Annotated in this window: 13 protein-coding genes; 3 read left to right on the top strand and 10 right to left on the bottom strand. The window is 60.4% G+C overall.

From position 1 onward, the window contains the following. Window positions 1–461 precede the first annotated feature (461 nt). Complete coding sequence (htpG, locus tag IDH44_RS18005; RefSeq protein WP_190920093.1) at window positions 462–2,345, bottom strand: molecular chaperone HtpG; 1,884 nt, start codon at window positions 2,343–2,345, stop codon at window positions 462–464. A gap of 258 nt (window positions 2,346–2,603) precedes the next feature. Between htpG and IDH44_RS18010 the strand changes: the two genes are divergently transcribed. From IDH44_RS18010 to IDH44_RS18020, 3 genes are all read left to right on the top strand, one after another. Next, window positions 2,604–2,918 (top strand): DUF2628 domain-containing protein, encoded by a 315-nt coding sequence (locus IDH44_RS18010; RefSeq protein ID WP_190920095.1) that lies wholly within the window; start codon window positions 2,604–2,606, stop codon window positions 2,916–2,918. 257 nt (window positions 2,919–3,175) lie between these two features. Then, window positions 3,176–3,802, top strand: coding sequence for an FMN-dependent NADH-azoreductase (locus IDH44_RS18015; protein WP_190920097.1), 627 nt, complete (start codon window positions 3,176–3,178; stop codon window positions 3,800–3,802). Window positions 3,803–4,040: 238 nt separating this feature from the next. Then, window positions 4,041–4,514, top strand: a complete 474-nt coding sequence (locus tag IDH44_RS18020; protein ID WP_190920100.1) for an RrF2 family transcriptional regulator — start codon at window positions 4,041–4,043, stop codon at window positions 4,512–4,514. 8 nt (window positions 4,515–4,522) lie between these two features. On the opposite strand, the gene IDH44_RS18025 is transcribed toward IDH44_RS18020, so the two are convergent. From IDH44_RS18025 to IDH44_RS18065, 9 genes are all read right to left on the bottom strand, one after another. Then, window positions 4,523–5,596: a Ger(x)C family spore germination protein gene (locus IDH44_RS18025; RefSeq protein WP_190920102.1), complete on the bottom strand. Its 1,074-nt coding sequence runs from the start codon at window positions 5,594–5,596 to the stop codon at window positions 4,523–4,525. A 32-nt stretch (window positions 5,597–5,628) separates the two neighbouring features. Continuing rightward, entirely contained in the window at window positions 5,629–6,723 is a 1,095-nt protein-coding gene (locus tag IDH44_RS18030) for a hypothetical protein (protein WP_190920103.1), read from the bottom strand. Next, window positions 6,720–8,084, bottom strand: a complete 1,365-nt coding sequence (locus tag IDH44_RS18035; RefSeq protein WP_190920105.1) for a spore germination protein — start codon at window positions 8,082–8,084, stop codon at window positions 6,720–6,722. Before IDH44_RS18035 ends, IDH44_RS18030 begins: the two co-directional genes overlap by 4 nt. A gap of 148 nt (window positions 8,085–8,232) precedes the next feature. Continuing rightward, complete coding sequence (locus IDH44_RS18040) at window positions 8,233–9,285, bottom strand: LacI family DNA-binding transcriptional regulator (protein WP_190920107.1); 1,053 nt, start codon at window positions 9,283–9,285, stop codon at window positions 8,233–8,235. Window positions 9,286–9,381: 96 nt separating this feature from the next. After that, window positions 9,382–12,282, bottom strand: coding sequence for a carbohydrate-binding protein (locus IDH44_RS18045; protein ID WP_190920109.1), 2,901 nt, complete (start codon window positions 12,280–12,282; stop codon window positions 9,382–9,384). A 67-nt stretch (window positions 12,283–12,349) separates the two neighbouring features. After that, window positions 12,350–13,192 (bottom strand): sugar ABC transporter permease, encoded by an 843-nt coding sequence (locus IDH44_RS18050; protein ID WP_190920111.1) that lies wholly within the window; start codon window positions 13,190–13,192, stop codon window positions 12,350–12,352. After that, the gene (locus tag IDH44_RS18055) at window positions 13,193–14,581 is read right to left on the bottom strand and encodes a sugar ABC transporter permease (protein ID WP_190920113.1); all 1,389 of its coding nucleotides are present in this window, start codon (window positions 14,579–14,581) and stop codon (window positions 13,193–13,195) included. A gap of 22 nt (window positions 14,582–14,603) precedes the next feature. Then, a complete protein-coding gene (locus tag IDH44_RS18060) occupies window positions 14,604–16,007 on the bottom strand; it encodes an extracellular solute-binding protein (RefSeq protein WP_317890207.1) in 1,404 nt (467 codons plus the stop codon). 115 nt (window positions 16,008–16,122) lie between these two features. Next, entirely contained in the window at window positions 16,123–17,154 is a 1,032-nt protein-coding gene (locus IDH44_RS18065; RefSeq protein WP_190920115.1) for a LacI family DNA-binding transcriptional regulator, read from the bottom strand. Between the last annotated feature and the right edge of the window lie 560 nt (window positions 17,155–17,714).

Raw genomic sequence — 17,714 nt, forward strand, 5'->3', positions numbered from 1 at the left:
GCCAACATGAATTTGGGCTTACCTGTGGACCGCGCACATCCGCCCTTGCGCCGGCCCCGATTCGTCGCCCGATCGAGCCTCTGTTCGTTTGCGGCACGTGTTCGTTTCGCTAATGTCCGTTAGACAATTTTGACCTTCCAAATTTGGCGCTAAGGCGCTCTCATGTCCGTTACGTTCCGCGGGATTCCGCGGGGTTCCGCGAAGTTCCTTTGCGCTGCGTTCCGTCGTGTTCCGATGTGTGCTGCTCAATTTCGTTCCGTTCCGTTACGTTCCGAGACGTGTGCTCCATTCCAAGCCGTCCGATTCACCAAAAAAAACGCCCCTGCCCGCCGCAAAAAGCGGCGATGCAGAAGCGTACCCGTTTGCTGGACGCGACGCTTTGCTCTGCGTTCCTTAAGTGTTCGCTGCGTCTTAAGCGTCTTGAAGACCTCCAAAATTGCCAAACGCTCCGGCGATCCCCTCTACGCCATGATCTTGCAGACGTCGTTGGTGTATTGCACCGGGTCCTCGACCGGCAGGCCCTCGATGAGCAGCGCCTGATTGTACAGCACATTGGTCAGCACGGCCAGCTTGTCCTTGTCGCCGGCGAGCGCGCCTTGCAGCTTGTGGAAGACGTCGTGCTGCGTGTTGATCTCCAGCACCTTCTCCGCCTTGACATCCTGCCCCGGCGTCGGCATCGCGCCGAGGATCTTCTCCATCTCGATCGACACCTCGCCCTCGGAGGAGAAGCAGACCGGATGCGTGCGCAGCCGTTTCGATGCCTTTACGTCCTTGACCTTGCCCGCGAGCTGTTCCTTCATATAGGCGAACAGCTCCTGATTGTCCTCGGCCTTGTCCTCGGCTTCCTTGTCCTTGTCCTCGCTGTCGATGCCCAGATCGCTGCTGGAGACGGAGCGGAATTCCTTCTCCTTGTAGTTCATCAGCATCTTGATCGCGAATTCGTCGATATCCTCGGTGAAGTAGAGGATTTCATACCCCTTGTCCGCGACGAGCTCGGTCTGCGGCAGGCGGGCGATCCGCTCCTTGGACTCGCCGGTCGCGTAGTAGATGTACTTCTGCTCCTCCGGCATGCGCGAGACGTACTCGTCCAGCGTGACCAGCTTGTCCGCCTTGGAGGAATGGAACAGCAGCAGGTCGATCAGCACGTCCTTGTCGCGGCCGTAGTCGCTGTACACGCCGTACTTGAGCTGGCGTCCGAACGACTGGTAGAACTTGTCGTAGCTCTCGCGCTCGTCCTTGAGCAGGCTCTGCAGCTGGCTCTTGATCTTGTTCTTGATGTTCTTGGCGATCAGCTTGAGCTGGCGGTCGTGCTGCAGCATCTCGCGCGAGATGTTGAGCGACAGGTCCTCGGAGTCGACCATGCCCTTGACGAAGCTGAAGTAGTCCGGCAGCAGATCCGCGCACTTCTCCATGATCAGCACGCCGCTGGAGTACAGCTCCAGCCCCTTCTCGTACTCCTTGGAGTAGTAGTCGAACGGCGTATTCTCCGGAATGAACAGGATCGCATTGTACACGATTGCGCCGTCGGCGCTGATATGCAGATGCTTGAGCGGCTTGTCGAAGCCGTAGCGCTTCTCCTGGTAGAAGTTCGTATAGTCTTCGTCCGTCAGCTCGCTCTTATTCTTCTTCCAGATCGGCACCATGCTGTTGATCGTCTGCTCTTCGCGCACTTCCTCGAACTCGTCCTCGCTGCCTTCCTTCGGCCGCTGGCTGGACACCTCCATCTTGATCGGATACTTGATGAAGTCCGAGTATTTCTTAATAATGGCGCGCAGCCGGTATTCCTCGAGGAATTCTTCGTAGGAGTCGTCCTCGGTGCTCTCCTTGATCGTCAGCGTGATGTCCGTGCCGACCGTCTCCTTCTCCGCCGGTGCGATCGCATAGCCGTCCGCGCCTTCGGATTCCCACTTGTACGCTTGCTCTGCGCCGAGCGCCCGGCTGATGACCGTCACCTTGTCCGCGACCATGAACGCCGAGTAAAAGCCAACGCCGAACTGGCCGATGATGTCGTGGCCGTCCTTCGCTTCATTTGCTTTCTTGAACGCGAGCGAGCCGCTCTTGGCGATGACGCCGAGGTTGCTCTCCAGCTCCTCCGCGCTCATGCCGATGCCGGTGTCGCTGATCGTCAGCGTGCGCGCTTCCTTGTTCGGCGTGACTTTGATGAAATAATGGTCCTTGTCGAATACGAGCGAGTCGTCGCTGAGCGCCTTATAATAGAGCTTGTCCGTGGCGTCGCTGGCATTGGAGATCAGCTCGCGCAGGAAGATTTCCTTCTGCGTGTAGATCGAGTTGATCATCATCTCCAGCAAGCGCTTCGATTCCGCTTCAAACTGCTTCTTGGCCATGGATGTTCGATTCTCCCCTTTCAGATCCCGCGCCGTCCTTCGCGCATCGTTAGCACTCGACCGTCTCGAGTGCCAGTCATCATTTTTATACCATTCCCGGAGGGGGGCTGTCAATTCCTTATCGGCTGATCCGCAAACCCTGTCGTTAAATCAATAATTGAAAATACCATAAAATCCAAAATTATGGTGACATACGACATCCTGTGTGGTATCATTCGCTCATAGTCTAAAAGGCTTATTACATAAGGAGGATAAGAATTGAAAGCACTACTAAAAAATCAGGCCGGGGTCACAAAAAGCGTAAAAGTCGGGTTTAGCTGGACAACATTCTTTTTTGGATTTTTAGTGCCGCTTTTCAGAGGCGACTTGAAGTGGTGCATCATTTTGGTCATTTTGGAGGCGGTATTCGGTTCCTTTACGCTCGGTATTGGTGCATTCGTAACCGGAATTATTTTCTCATTCGTTTACAACAAACTCTATATTAAAGAATTGCTTGAGAAAGGCTATGCGCCGGCTACAGTACGCGACCAGGAAATTTTAGAGCAAGGACAAATTGTCGCTCGTGCAGCATAAGCTTCTACAAAAACGCACCCTTTTTGACCAATTCGCGATTTACCGAATTGGTCTTTTTTGTTGTTTCAAGGCGAAACGGCTGGCGCCATCCTCTTAGCGGCGCAGCCAAACTCGCTTATACTTGCGGCAACCTCAGCAAGCGCAAGCAAATCCGGCAAACGCGGGCAGCCAAAGTTTAGGGCTTGCATTTTTCTTTTCTCGGCTTTATAATGTGCTAGTAACAGTAACACTTTAAAAAGAAAAGGAAGTGGAGAATAGTGAGCAACGTATTATTCGTCAAAGCCAACGACCGCCCTGCCGATCAAGCGGTGAGCGTACAAATGTACGACGCCTTCCTGCAAGCGTACAAGGCCGCCAATCCGGACGACCAGATTACAGAGCTGGACCTGTTCAACTCGGAGCTGCCTTACTACAACAACGCCATGATGACCGGACTGTTCAAGCAAGCCAATGGCATGGATCTGGACGAGCAGGAGAAGTCGCTGACCGCGACTGCCAACGGCTACCTGGATCAGTTCCTGGCAGCCGACAAGGTCGTCTTCGCCTTTCCGCTATGGAACTTCACGGTGCCGGCGCAGCTCACGACCTACCTGTTCTATCTGGCGCAGGGCGGCAAGACGTTCAAATACACGCCCGAAGGCCCCGTCGGTCTGGCCGGCGACAAAAAAGTCGCGCTGCTCAACGCGCGCGGCGGCGTCTACAGCGCCGGTCCTGCTGAAGCGATTGAAATGTCGATGCGCTATGTGCGCAGCATCATGAACTTCTTTGGCATCACCAATCTCGTCGAGGTCATCGTCGAAGGCCATCAGCAAAAGCCCGACGAAAAGGACGCGATTCTCGAAGAAGGACGCCGCCGGGCGGCCGAGGCTGGCGCCAGCTTCTAAAGCGGCATTTCGAAGAGAGCCCGCCCCCGGGCTCTCTTTTTTCATTGGCCCGCATTTGGCCGATCGAACGTCGCCACGCAGCATGGCAAGCTTGGACGCTGGCATCCCTTGCCGCCGCGTGTCGTCCCTTTCATCCCTTGCCGCCGCTTGGCGACAACGCTTATAATGAGGATGATGCAACAAGCGACCGTTCAAGTGCTTCATAACAAGCTTATATGGAAGAAAGGGAGTGCTGTCGATGAGCATCGCCGACCGCAGGATCGACTTTGGCCCGCCTCACTTCAAGATCGCCGTCCATACCTTGGCCTGGCTCGCCAGAAGCGCGTGCACCGTCTCCAGCTCGGTGCTGGCCGCGCACGTCGACACGCACCCGACCTTCATGCGCAGAATGCTGCAGAGCCTTGCCGGCGCAGGCATCGTCGAGTCCAAGGGCGGACGAGACGGCGGGTACCGCCTGCGCACTGGGCCGTCCGCGCTGACGCTGGGCGATATTTATGCGGCCGTGAGCAATGCCTGCACAGCAGCGGCAGCAGACGCGCAGACGCCCTCCTCCGGGCAGCATCTTACCGCTGCGTGCGCCGCAGCCGGGCAAAAGCTGGATGAACAGCTCGAAGCCATCCTGCATGAGGCGCAGCAGCAGACGATTCGCTACTTGCATACCTTGACCCTCGAAGCGGTCATGACCCGCATGGAGCAGCCCGACCCGGACTGAATGCGGGTTCAGTGCAAGCCCCCCGTAGTCTGTATGATGACGTCGACCCGCACATCGAACGCTGCATCGGGGTAGTGTGTCGTCCAGTCGTCCCAGTCCGAGCGCCCGATATGGGAGCCACGGTAGCGCAGGCCGATTCCGAACGGATCGAGACCATGCTTTTGCAGCTTCAGCAGCAGATTCAGCGCCTCTTTTTGAAGCGTCTCCTCTGCTTCCTTCCGCGCTTCGCCGAGCTCGTTCGCAGGCAGACTCCCTTTTACTTCCTCGACGACGCCTTCGACTTCCATATCAATCGCTATCCGCATCCACCCTTCCGCTCCCCGCTTTAGTTTAATGCTCGTATGCGACTCGTCCATCGCCAAAAAAAACTCCCCGCCGTTCTCCCGCTTGATTTTAATATCCGCGCGATTGGCGCGGCCGGATAGGACGGAATACAAGGCCGTTTCCTTCGGCGACAACACCAGTTGCATCCGCTTTTTGTCAAAGACAGCCGAATGATCGATCGCAAAAAGATTGGAGCCGTCGACGCGAATGATCGGCAAAATCGGATCCAGCCCGCGCTCGTAGAGCCGCTTGCGAAAGCTGAACATGTACTCGGTAATGATATAAGGCGAGACAGTACCGGTGTCGCCGAACGACAAAAAAAGCGAGTTCGAGGGCAAGCGCTCCGATTTCGGTTTGAGCGCAAGCACTTCCTCCGCTGTGGGATCGGCCACCCCGACCCAGGCGATGCCCTGAATATCCCGGCGGCGGGTAAAGAAGTCGATCGTCTCCCGCATATCGCCCTTGGCCACTTCCTTCCCGAACACGATGAGCTTGGCATGGCTGAAATCCAGCTCTTTGTCAACCTTCGCCTTGGCAATGCGAATCGCCTCGGTGATCGAATTAGTCTGTTCCTTGACGAGTATAAATTCCTCCGCCCCCGACTTGATATTGGCCTGCGGCACCGCGAGCTTCAAAATGACCGTATAGGCCAGCTCCTCCTTGACCGCCTTGTCGACGCCGATGCTCACGACAAAAAAGCGCTTGTCGATATCCTTGTAACCGCATCCCGCCAGCACGAACAATACCCCCACTGCCATCCAGCAAGCGATCCTCCGAAAGCAGCGCGCCCTCATGTACTTGCCCTCCTTCGCATGGCGAGCCAGATCAGTACACACGCCAGCATCAGCTCCGCGACAAAACGAATCTGCAGCCAAGCTTCGCCAAAGGCGAAAATATCCTCTTGCCGAAACTGATTCTCCATCCAGATGATCACCGTCCCGTACGTGAACAACATCGCGAATCGGGCGCGCGCCCATACCTTGCGGCTACGTCCGGGCAGCCGAAAGACGCTCTGCAGCAGTTCGAACGACACATGCCACGCCAGAATGACCGACACGAGCGCGATGCTGATATACAGCACAAGGAATACCGTAATGAGCCGCTCGATCGGCGCATAATCCATGCGCAGCGCATCCGCTGTCGCAACCCACGGATACGTAAAATCGCCGACACCGTCGGCGCCGTGAAAGCCGACCGGAATCAGGAAGGTCGTCGCCAGATTAACAAGACCCAGCACCGGCAACGCCCACAGCTTGCGCAGCGGAATCTTGCCGTTGATGACCCGATGAAAAACTAGCAGGCCGATGTAGCCCGAAAAGGTGAACGTCACGCCTGCGACCGCACGCCAATTGGGCGGGTCCGGAAAATAAGACAACACCTCCATGATCGAAGGCCAGGTAATCGCCTTATTGATGTACGCATGGTACATAATTAAGAGCACGAGCGGCAGGTTGATCGCCAGGATCATCTCCAGCAGCATGAGCAGCTTGTCGCTCCCCAGAAACGCCAGAATGACGAGCACCACGACCGAATAAATGAACATCATATGGATGCCCGATATATCGGGATTGATGTAGCGGATCGTCACATTGTTAAAAGCCAGCAGCGTCATAGCGCCGGCCGCGAACCAGATCCAGCTGAAGCCAAACAGCACCGGCGCCCGCAGCCAGAACGGGCTCTGTCCGATTAATTCCGGCAGCCCCTGTGCCGGATACCGATTGAATATGCCGACGAACAGCAGCAGCAGCACCGAACCAATCAGCGTACCCAGCAAAATCGACATAATCGCGCCGTCAAAGCGATGCTCGATCAAAATAGACGGCACATACGCAAACACATTGACGAGCATATTGACGACCATCAAATAATACACGTACCTCGTCATCCCGAACGGCCTCCCTGCAGCCGCTGCGCCTCCTTGGCGGTCGGGACAAAAAACAACTTGAAATACGGCTGTCCAAAGCTCTCTTGCCGCACGATATACGCGACCAGGGCAATCGAGCCCACCACCAGACCAACGATGCCGTACCCGATACAACACGCCAACAAAAAGTACTTGGCGATGCGCACTGCAAAGCTCATCGCATTGATCGGAATGACAAAATTGGAGATGGCGACCGCCGCCACAATGATGATCATGATATCTGACACCAGTCCCGCCTGCGTCACCGCCTGACCGAGGATCAGGCCCCCGACCGTCGTCGCGGTGGAGCCAATTACATTGGGCAGTCGCACGCTCGCCTCGGTGAGCAGCTCCATCATGATCAGCATGAACAGTACCTCCAAAAAAGCCGGGAACGGCACCCCGACCCGGCTCCCTGCGACCGAGAAGGCGAGCTGCACCCGGAACAGCTCCGGACTATAGGCGGTCACGGCGACATACAGCGCCGGGACAAGCAGACAGATCAAGAGGCCGAGATAGCGCAAAAAAATCAAAAAACCGCTGATCCATACCGATTGATACAGATCGTCCATCGTCGACATAAAGTCGTAAAAGACGGTCGGCGCCACGAGCGCGAACGGCGTCCCTTCGATTAAAATGACCGCCTTGCCCTGCGCGAGATTGAGCGCGACCCGGTCCGGGCGGTCGGTGGTCATCATCGTAGGAAACAGCTTGCGCTTTCGTTTGGCCATCAGCTTTTCCAGCTGGCCGGCCGCAAAGAGCACATCCGTCTGCACCTGGTCGAGCTCTTGCTTGATCAGCTCGAGCGTGTGGGGATCAATTCGCTTTTTGTCGTACAACAGTGCAATCTCCGTCAGCGAGGCTGTGCCGATCCGCCGCTTCTCCATGAACAGCGAGGGCTGATGATAACGATGCCGCAGCAGATTGAGACTCGTTTCCAGGTCCTCCGACAGCTTGAACTGCGGACCCTGGATGACCTTCTCCACGTCCGCTTCAGTGACGGCGCTGTTCTTTTTCTCGCGCATATCCAGCAGGACGACGCAGGAGCCGGCCAGCAGCAGCGCATAGCCATACATGAGCTCGTGCACGCTTTTTTCCTTGCCCGGATACGGGATGCTGCGCGGCAAGGACAGCAGATACGATTCGAATTCGCTCTGCTTGCCGATTGCAAAAAGCGGCCGCAGCACCTGCTCGTTCAGCAGCTTTTCATTGCATAGACTGCACACATACACGAGGCGCGCCTCAATATCGCCCGTCCGGATCTCCTGGGCCACGACATCGGGCTGACTGCCGAGCTGATCCTCGATCCAGCGTATTTCCTCCAAAAGCGGACTGGGCTTCATTCGCTGCACCTCCCTTATGTGCCGATTCCGCCTTTCTTCGATTATTGCCTTGGAGCCAGGGAGTTAAACCCGCTGCGGCGTGCGCACAGCGAAAAGCCGCTCGGTTCACAGGATCTGTGCTCCGAGCGGCTCATACGCAGGATCGCATTCAATTATTCCGGGCGTTGGCAGCCCCGGCCGGGCCGGTTGTCTCACGCACAATGAGTTCCGCTGGCAGCACGATGCGGCGAGCTGGATCGCCGACGCCATCAATCTGGCCGAGCAGCATGCGCACCGCCACGCGTCCCTTGGCCAGGATGTCTTGGGATACGGTTGTCAGCGCCGGGGCGGTATACTCGGAGACGAACAGATTGTCGAAACCGACAACGGAGTAGTCATGGGGGACACGCTTGCCCTGCTCGCGCAGCCCCTTGACCAGCCCCATCGCCATCACGTCGGAGAAAGCAAAGGCCGCGGTCACGTCCGGCAGCGCGGCGACGTGCCTTGCGGCCTCGAAACCACCCTCCAGCGACGTAGGCAGACGCAATAGCAAGTCACCCTCATACGGCAGTCCGGCCTCTTCGAGCGCATCCCGGTAGCCGAGCAGCCGCTCGTAGAGGACGCCGAAATACGGTAGTTGCTCCGGCGGCATATCGCCGGTCAGCAGCGCGATGCGCCGATGGCCGAGCCCAATCAGATGAGCAGTGGCGGCATGCGCGCCGCTGCGGTCGTCGAGCACGACCTGATTGAGCTCGGGCGAACGCAGGTAGCTGTCGATGAATACGGCCGGCACACCGAGCGCGGCGACACGCGGCACGAGCGGCGAGCCCTCGCCCGCGCCGACGACAATCAGCCCGTCCAGCCGCCGTTCTTTGACGAAGGCCAGCGTCTCGCGCTCCTCGTCGATCCCAGTCAGGATCACATGGTAGCGCCCGTCCCTGGCCCCCTCCTCCACGCCTGCCAGCAGGTCCCAGTAGAACGGGTTGTCCTGCAGCCGACCGGGCTGCATCGTCGGCACGACGACGCCGATCAGATCGGAGCGGTTCGTCTTCAGATGGCGGGCCGGTAGATTGGGCGTATAGCCGAGTTCTGCGATGATGCGCTCCACCTTGCGCCGCGTCTCGCCCGAGACGCGCCCTTTGCCGTTGATGACATTGGAGACGGTGGCGATGGAGACGCCTGCCGCCTTCGCCACATCGACAATGCCGATTTCGTGATTCATCCCGATCCCTCGCTCTACTTCGCTCGATCCGCGGCATCAGCCAATCGGATAAAACGTTTTATCACCAGTATAGCGCATCCCGTCCCGCCGTCCAAGTTACCAGCCGCTGTTGCCCGGTCCTCTTACAATCGAGTACTGGTTGCCGGGATTGTGCAGCCCGCCGGACGTCGCCCCGGTCACGGTCACGCGGCTGAACTGGCCGCTGCCGCTGACGGTGTCGAAGGCGAGACCGTACGTGCCGGCGCCGTTAATCTCGACCCGGTCGAGCGTGATGCCCGTGATCGTCTGGTTGTAGCTGAACTTGATCCCCTCGTACGTGCTGTCCAGCAGCTCGAGCCGCGCCACCTCGATCGGCGCGGTGATGTCCTGATTCTCCGCGTAGATCCAGAGCGCGCCGAAGCTCGTCGACCAGTTCGGCTCCCAGCCGCCCGTCCGCACGAGCGTATTGCGCTTCACCTCCGTCGTGCCGGTGAACGGCACGGCGCCGAAGCGCGTGCTGACGACGATGCCAGCGCCCGCCGTCACCGTGTCCGCGCCGACGCTGTCCAGCACCTTATTGGCGTGGCCGCCGTAGATCGCGTATGTGTTGGCCAGCACCGGCACCTGCGCAGTGTTGTAACGGAACGTATTGTTTGCATTAGGCGCACTGTCCGACCACATCGCGAAGGCGTCATCGCCGGTATTGCGCACATGATAGTGGGCGATCGTCGTATGCTGCACGCCGCCGTGCAGGTTGAGGCCGTCCGCCCACGTGTTGCGCACCCGGCCGCCGACGGCGTACAGGCCGTCCGTGCCGCTCTGCAGCCACATGCCGACCTTCATATGCTCGATCCACACCTGCTGGATGAGCGAGCCGGTGCCGAAGTTGCCCTCGAAGCCCGCTTGGTCCGTGGCGTCGTTGCGCTGCACCGCATCGCCACTGATCGCCAGGTCAGCGATCGTCACGTCGCCCCCCGTACCGTAAAAGCCGCCCTTGCCGCCCGTCCCGAGCAGCTCGGTATGCCACATCCCCGCGCCGCGGATATGGATCTGCGACACCTGGACGCGGTCGTTCATCCGGTAGCGTCCGGCCGGAATCCAGACGCCCGCCGCGCCGCCTGCCTTGGCGTGCGCGATCGCGTCGCGGATCGCCTGCGTATCGTCGCCGCTGTCGCCGGATACGGCGCCGAAGTCGGCGATGCTGACGAAGCCCGGCGGCCGCGCGTAAGCCGGGTCAATCTGCTCCAGATCGATCAGGTCGATGGTATAGTACGCTGCCTGATCGCGTCCGTCCTTTTGCAGCCGGACGGTCGCGCCGGCCGGGATGGCGCCGACGAGGAAGCGGCTCTCATCATAGAAATGATGCGCGCCGCCGCCCGACGGGTCGTCGTTGTACGGATAGGCGCCGTAGGTCCAGGCGTAGCGCGAGCTCAGGTCCAGGCTCTGCCGCTTCGTCCCGTTGACGTACAGACTCAGCGTAGCCTCCGTGCCGCCACCGCCCGGCGCATCCGGCATGCTGTAGCGCACGACGAGCGCATTGGCCGACTGCGGCGCCGTCCACTCGACGTAGTGCCCGGTCTGGGTCAGCTTGACGGCGCTGCGGCCCGCCGACTCGGCCTCGACGGTCAGATAATCACGGTCCGGTGCCAGCACCTGCGCATTGGTCGCGCCAGCCTCGGCCTCCAGCTCTTGATACGGCACCGTAGCGCCACGCGCCTCGAGCGGTACGCCCGTATCTACCGTCAGCGCATCGACCGCGATGCCCGTGCCGCTGCCGAGCGCCCGATACGTGATCGTGTTGAGCCCGCGGCGCAGCCGCAGCGTCTCGCTCCGCTCGCCCCAACTGTCCAGTCCGCCGGTCGCGGCGAGCGTCGTCGTGCCCGCCGCGACTCCGTTGACCTCGACCTCGAGCGTGCGACTCCCGCCCGCATAGCGCAGCGTCGCCCCGGCCGCCCCCGCTTCCTCCGTCCGCACGGTGAAGACGACGCGGTCGCCCGTCGCTGCGAACGTCTGCAGCGCCGTGCCGGTGCTCGTCACGCTACCGGAATAGAACTGGTCTTCCGCCTCATAGCGCTCGCCTGAGCCTGGACCAGGACCGGGGCCCGGGCCGCTGCCGTCCGGCAGCGTCAGCGCCAGATGATCCAGATTGACATTGCCGCTGTCCGCGAGGTCGAACTGGTAGCGGATCGTATTGGCCCCGCTCTGCAGCGCCACCGTCTCGGTCAACGTGCCCCAGCTGCTCCAGCCGCCGGTGGCCGGCAGTTCGAGTTGCTTCGTCTTGACGCCGTTGACGTACAGGCTGAGCGTTTTGACGCTGCCGGTGCCGTTGGCGTAGCGGAGCACGGCCTCGCCGTCGCCCGCCTCCGGCGACGTCGCCGCGAACTGCACCGCGGCGCTGCCCTTGTGGCTGTCGATCAGTCCGCCGACATAGCCGCTCCCCGTGTAGCCGCCGTGCTCGGCCTCGGCCAGCGCGCCGCCGAGCAGGGTCGCGGCCTCGGCCTCCAGCATGCCCGCAGGCGGCGCCGCGGTCGGCTCGACGTCCAGCCGGTCGAGGTTGACGTTGCCGCTGTCGCTCAGATCGAACTGGTAGCGGATCGTATTACTGCCGCTCTGCAGCGCGATCGTCTCGACCGCCGTGCCCCAGCTGTCCCAGCTGCCGGTAGATGGCAGCGCGATTCCCCTCAATTTGGTACCGTTTACATACAAGCTCAGCGTCATCGTGCTACCGGTGCCGTTGGCATAGCGGAGCGCCGCGGTATAGCTGCCCGCGGCAGCCGCGCTGACCGCGAACTGTACGGCCGCCGCGCCCTTGTTGCCGTCGGTGAAGCCGTCTGCGAAGCCGCTGCCCGAGTAGCCTGCATGGTTCGTCGCGACGCCAGCGCCGCCCAGCAACGTCGCTGCTTCCGCTTCCCATGACGCCGCCTGCGCTTGCTGGCCGCCGACCGGCGCCAGCACGAGCACAAGGCACAGCGCGAGCCATGCGCTCGCCGCCGCCTTGATCCGTTTCAACTGATTCATCCCATGACCTCCTGTGAATTAGGTATCGTCGTGACGGCCCCGCACGAGCTTGGGGAGGGCGACGCCCTCAGCCCTTTGTCGCGCCTTCCGCGAGACCGGTGATGAGATAGCGCTGCAGGAACAAGAACACCGCGGCGATCGGTACGGCGATCAGGATCGCCCCCGCCGCGAACCGCGTGAAGTTGTTGGCGAACTTGTCGTTGATGAAATTGAACAGCCCGAGCGCCAGCGTGAACTTCTCCGGGCTGCGCAGGATGATGCGCGGCAGCAGGAAGTCCATGAACGGCGCCATGAAGTTGAATAACGCCACCACAGCCAGGATCGGCTTGGCCAGCGGCAGCAGGATGCGGGCAAAGATGCGCAGATGCCCCGCACCGTCGATCTTGGCCGATTCGTCCAGGTCCCGCGGGATCGTGTCGAGATAGCCCTTGACGAGGAAGGCGTTCATCGGCAGGCCGCCGCCGACGTAGATGAGCACGAGCCCCCACAGCGAATCGAGCAGACCGACGACATTGAGCAGCAGGTAGATCGCCACCATCCCCATCAGCACCGGGAACATCTGCAGCAGCAGGAACGCGTAGATGCCGTACCGCCGACCGACGAATTCGTAGCGCGAGAAGGCGAACGCCACCCCCGAGACGAGCAGCACCGAGGCGGCCGAGGTGACGGCTGCGACGAGCAGCGTATTGCGATACCAAAGCAGGTAGTCGCTGCGTGGGTCGGTGAACAGCCATTCGTAATGCGTCAGCGACCAGTTGTCCGGAATCAGGCTCGCGCTGAACAGGCTCGTGCCCGGGTTGAGCGAGATGCTCAGCGTCCACAAGAGCGGGTAGGCGATCGCCGCGAACATCAGCAGCACGACGAGATAGATCGACGACAGCTCGAGGCGATTCTTCAGCGTGCGTCTCATCTAGTACATCTTCTCCTCTCGGTACGAGCGGCTGCGCGTGAACTGGAAGAATGCGAATACCGCCACGATCAGGCCCATGATGATCGAGATCGCCGCCGCCATCTTGTAATTGTTGTTCTCGAAGGTCAGCTTATACACCCAGGAGATGAGGATGTCGGTGCCGCCCGCCGTCTGTCCCCGCACCGGCGGCCCGCCTTCGTTGAACAGATAGATGATGTTGAAATTGTTAAAATTGCCCGCGTACTGCATGATCAGCAGCGGCGCGGTCGCGTACAGCACATGCGGCAGCGTGATGAAGCGGAACTTGTGCCAGCGGCTGCCCCCGTCCACGTCGGCCGCCTCGTACCAGTCGCGCGAGATGCTCTGCAGCACGCCGCTGAACAGCGCGAACACGAACGGGAAGCCGAGCCAGATCTGGATCAGGATGATCGTCACCCGCGCCCAGAGCGGATCGGACATCCAAGGCAAGCTCACCCCGAAGGGTGCCAATAGCTCGCGGTTGACCGCGCCGAAGTCGTCGTTGAACATCGCCGCGAAGATCAGGATCGTCACGAACGAGGGCACCGCCCACGGCAAGATGAACACGGTGCGGATGAGCCGCTTGAAGCGCACCCGCGCATCGTTGACCAGCACCGCGAGGAACATCGCCAGCCCGATCTGCAGCGTCGTCGCCACGAACGTCCAGACGATCGTCCACGACAGCACCGACAGCAGGCTGGAACGCCAGATCGGCTCGGTCAGGAGCGTCCGGAAGTTGGCCAGCCCGACCCAGTCGAGCAGCTTTGCCGGCGGCGAATTGTAAAGATTGTAGTTCGTGAAGGCGAGCGCGATCATGAACAACAGCGGGAAGACGACGACGAACGCCAGGATGAAAAAAACCGGCAGCACCATATAGTACGGAAAGCCGCGATCCCAGGCCGCATGGAAGTTCTCCTTGACGCTCGGGATGCGCCAGCCGGCCTGCAGCCGCCGCGCGTCGCGGCGGGCATCGACGATATTGTAGGCGTAGAAGGCAAGCAGGAACGCCGCCACGATGAGCGACAGCAGCCCCTGCACGAGCAGCGTGCGCGAGTCGTCCAGCTGCGGGATCGTGCCCAGCGTCGCCAGCCCCCAGAAGCCGATATTCATGAATTCGTACAGCAGTCCGGCCGCAGCGGCGGCAAGGCCCAGGAACAGCATGCCTTTGATCCATCTGCGATTGTACAGCTGGCCGAGACCCGGCACGATCGACAAGATCGCGGCGAGGCCCGGCCGGTGCGTTCGGCGGCGCGGTCCGGTCGGCTGCTGCGGGCGCAGCGACTGGCGAGGGACTTGCCCTTGCGCCGCATGCGCGTGCGCCGGTTGACGCGTCGCTCCGTTTTGATGCCGTGATGTTGGTTCGGTAGCCATGACTTCACCCTCTTGCTCGTTGTTATTGCGCGCCGGCCATCTTGATCCGGTCCTCGATCTGCCCGACCGCCTCGTCGAGCACCTCCTGCACGTCCTCGCCTTCGGAAGCGAACACGAGCGCATTGGCCATCGGCTCCCATACATGCGACAGCTCCGGCACATTGGGGAACGGCTTGCCGTAGGCGATCTGCTCGGAGAAGCCCGCCACCAGCGGATCGCCCGTCAGCTTCGGATCGCGCAGCACCTCTACATTGGGCGGGGTCTCGCCCGTGCCCTCGAACCAGGCCATCGTCGACTCCGCATTGGTCAGATACGCCGCCAGGTCACTCGCCCATTCGGGCTGCTCGGAGAACGCCGACAGCATCCAGCCCTTGACGCCGATGAACGATTGCGGATGAGTGCCGTCTGGCAGCGTCGGCAGCGGCGCCACCGCCAGATCGTCGCCGAGCTGCTTGCGGTGATCGGCGATCGCCCACGGTCCGTTGATGACCGCCGCGACCTTGCCTTCGTTGAACAGACCGCCCACGATGTCGCCGGTGACGCCCCGGGGGATATACCCCTTGTCGAACCAGCTCTGGATCAGCGACACGCCGCTGACCGTGCCTTCCTTGTTAAGCCCGATGTCGGCGATATCGTAGCCGGTGCCGCGCTCGCCAAAGATGTAGCCGCCGCTGCCGCCCATGAACGCCCAGGAGAAGTAGAAGTCCGTCGCATTGTACAGGAAGCCGTATTCGTCATTGGCGGCATCGGTCCGCTCCGCGGCGAGCTGCTCCAGCTCGGCGACTGTCTGCGGCGCCTTGTCGATCAGTGCCTTGTTGTACAGCAGGGCGTACGTCTCGACGACGAACGGCAGGCCGTACAGCTCGCCATCCGCGCTAAGCGCCTCGAGCGACTCTGGCGTATAGCGCGCCAGTACGTCCGCGCCTGCCACGATCGGCTGTACGAGCCCCTGCACCGCCAGACTGCCGATGCCCGGCTGGTAGAACAGATCTGGCCCCTTGCCGGCCGGGCCGTCCAGCGACAGCGCCTGCGGCTGGTCGTTCATCGCGATTGGCGTGATCACCACCGGGATGCCGGTCGCGGCTGTATACTTTTCTGCAATCGCTTCCAAATGGTCGAGACTTTCCGCGTTTTCGTCTGCCCAGATCGTCAGCTGTGCCGGTTTTTCCGGCATTTCGCCTGCACCGCCCGCGTTGCCGTCCGAATTGCCCGTTCCCCCGTTCGTCGTTTCACCGCCCCCTGCGACTGCATGATTCGAGTTCCCTGACTCTCCCGACGCGTTTCCATTCGCCTGCGTCTGCACATTGTCGGCCGCACCGCTTTCGGCGCCTTCTCCACTGTCCCCGCGGTCCGGTCCGCACGCGGCCAGCAGCATGACGAGCAGCAGCAGACCGAGCGCGGGCATTCCCTTCTTCTTGTTCAACACCTGGTATTCCTCCCCTTCGTGAATGTTCCAAATGCGATGCTTACTTCACAGTCTAGCGCGTCCGCGACGAGCTCAGCCACCCATCGCTTGTAACAGCAGCACAGAGAGACCGCCGCTACGCCGGCGTTCCGGTCGTCTCGCGCACCTTCAGTTCGACGGGCAACACCACCTTTCGTGAGAATCCGGCCTCTTGCTCAATCTGGTCCACGAGCAGCCGGATTGCCGCAAGACCTTTTTGCACAATGTTCTGCGACACCGTCGTCAGCGCCGGGGACATGTAGCCCGATAGGCACAGGTCGTCGAACCCGATGACCGATATGTCGGCCGGCACGCCCAGTCCCTCCTGCCTCAGCCCCTTGACAATCCCCATTGCGCTGATGTCGGAGAAGGAGAACACCGCGGTCACATCTCCGGCCTCGCGCAGCCAGGCAGCCGCCTGCAACCCGCCTTCCATAGAGGTCGGGTAGCGCATGAACAGCCGCGGGTCGTAGCCCACACCCGCTTCCTCCAGCGCCAGCCGATACCCGCTCCAGCGCTCCTGCAACACACCGTTGCGGTGCAGACGCTCCGGCGCGATATCCCCTGGCAGCACCGCGATGCGCCGGTGGCCGAGCTCGAGCAGATGCTGCGTTGCCAGCAGGCCGCCTAGCCGGTCGTCCAGGCATACCTGATACAGCCGGGCATCGCGCAGATAGCTGTCGACGAATACACAGGGCACGCCCAGTTCCAGCACCCGCTCCACCGCGCCGCCCTCCTCCGAGGCTCCGACATAGATCAGTCCGTCGAGCTGGCGTTCCTTGACGAAGGCGAACGTCTCATCCCCCTCCTCGATCCCTGCGAGAATGATGTGAAAGTCGCGGTCGCGCGCGCCTTCCTCAATTCCAGCGAGCAGGTCCCAATAGAATGGATTGTCCTGCAGCCGCCCAGGCCGGGCCGTCGGAATGACAAGCCCGATCAACCGCGACTGATTCGTCTTCAGAATGCGGGCTAACAGATTAGGCGCATAGCCAAGCTGCTCGATCGCGCGCCGGACTCGCCGTTCGGTTGCCGTAGAGACCCGGCCCTTGTCGTTGATTACGTTCGATACCGTCGCAATCGACACTCGTGCCGCCCGGGCTACTTCACTTAGTCGGATATCCTGCTTCATCTTTCCTCTCCAAGCAATGTCGAAATATATAATATAATTAAACGTTTAATCAACATATAAATATGATGATTAAACATTTAATCAGACATTACCATATATCGGATGAAAGCGTCAAGCAAAAGCTTTAGGATCCCCCACCTTTCCACGCTTACCACTTCTAGCGTTTTCTCCCTGTCCCTTTGCCCCTTTGCCCCCTTTTTGCGCCAACTGCAAAAGTACAGGTATTTTGGTGAATAATCGCCGAAATCGCCTCATGAACTGCAAAAATACAGTTAGAATCCTTGCGTTTCACAAAAACCACGCACTTCCTCCAAAATAAACTGCAGATATACAGTACGAGCGCCGCAATTTCAACACCACGCCGCAAGTAACTGCACATTTACAGTTATTTGTGCTTAGATAAGCCAGCCTTGACTACCCGGAGAAACATCCGGTCTGGGTAAGGCCAGGCAGCCTCGCATGCTCCGGCCGAATCGCCGATTGCACGGCGACGTAAGCAAGACGCGCGAAACGCTTGGCAGCGCGGTTATATAACAGCGGTGTGCATGACAAAAAGCGGA

The organism is Paenibacillus sabuli (assembly GCF_014705605.1).
In the GTDB taxonomy this organism is placed as follows: domain Bacteria; phylum Bacillota; class Bacilli; order Paenibacillales; family Paenibacillaceae; genus Paenibacillus_D; species Paenibacillus_D sabuli.

Bases quoted from the DNA above. Each gene is read 5' to 3' on its own strand.
- IDH44_RS18045 (WP_190920109.1), bottom strand. From the start codon at position 12,282: ATGAATCAGTTGAAACGGATCAAGGCGGCGGCGAGCGCATGGCTCGCG.
- IDH44_RS18020 (WP_190920100.1), top strand. From the start codon at position 4,041: ATGAGCATCGCCGACCGCAGGATCGACTTTGGCCCGCCTCACTTCAAG.
- IDH44_RS18025 (WP_190920102.1), bottom strand. From the start codon at position 5,596: ATGGCAGTGGGGGTATTGTTCGTGCTGGCGGGATGCGGTTACAAGGAT.
- IDH44_RS18055 (WP_190920113.1), bottom strand. From the start codon at position 14,581: ATGGCTACCGAACCAACATCACGGCATCAAAACGGAGCGACGCGTCAA.
- IDH44_RS18030 (WP_190920103.1), bottom strand. From the start codon at position 6,723: ATGACGAGGTACGTGTATTATTTGATGGTCGTCAATATGCTCGTCAAT.
- IDH44_RS18065 (WP_190920115.1), bottom strand. From the start codon at position 17,154: ATGAAGCAGGATATCCGACTAAGTGAAGTAGCCCGGGCGGCACGAGTG.
- htpG (WP_190920093.1), bottom strand. From the start codon at position 2,345: ATGGCCAAGAAGCAGTTTGAAGCGGAATCGAAGCGCTTGCTGGAGATG.
- IDH44_RS18035 (WP_190920105.1), bottom strand. From the start codon at position 8,084: ATGAAGCCCAGTCCGCTTTTGGAGGAAATACGCTGGATCGAGGATCAG.
- IDH44_RS18050 (WP_190920111.1), bottom strand. From the start codon at position 13,192: ATGAGACGCACGCTGAAGAATCGCCTCGAGCTGTCGTCGATCTATCTC.
- IDH44_RS18040 (WP_190920107.1), bottom strand. From the start codon at position 9,285: ATGAATCACGAAATCGGCATTGTCGATGTGGCGAAGGCGGCAGGCGTC.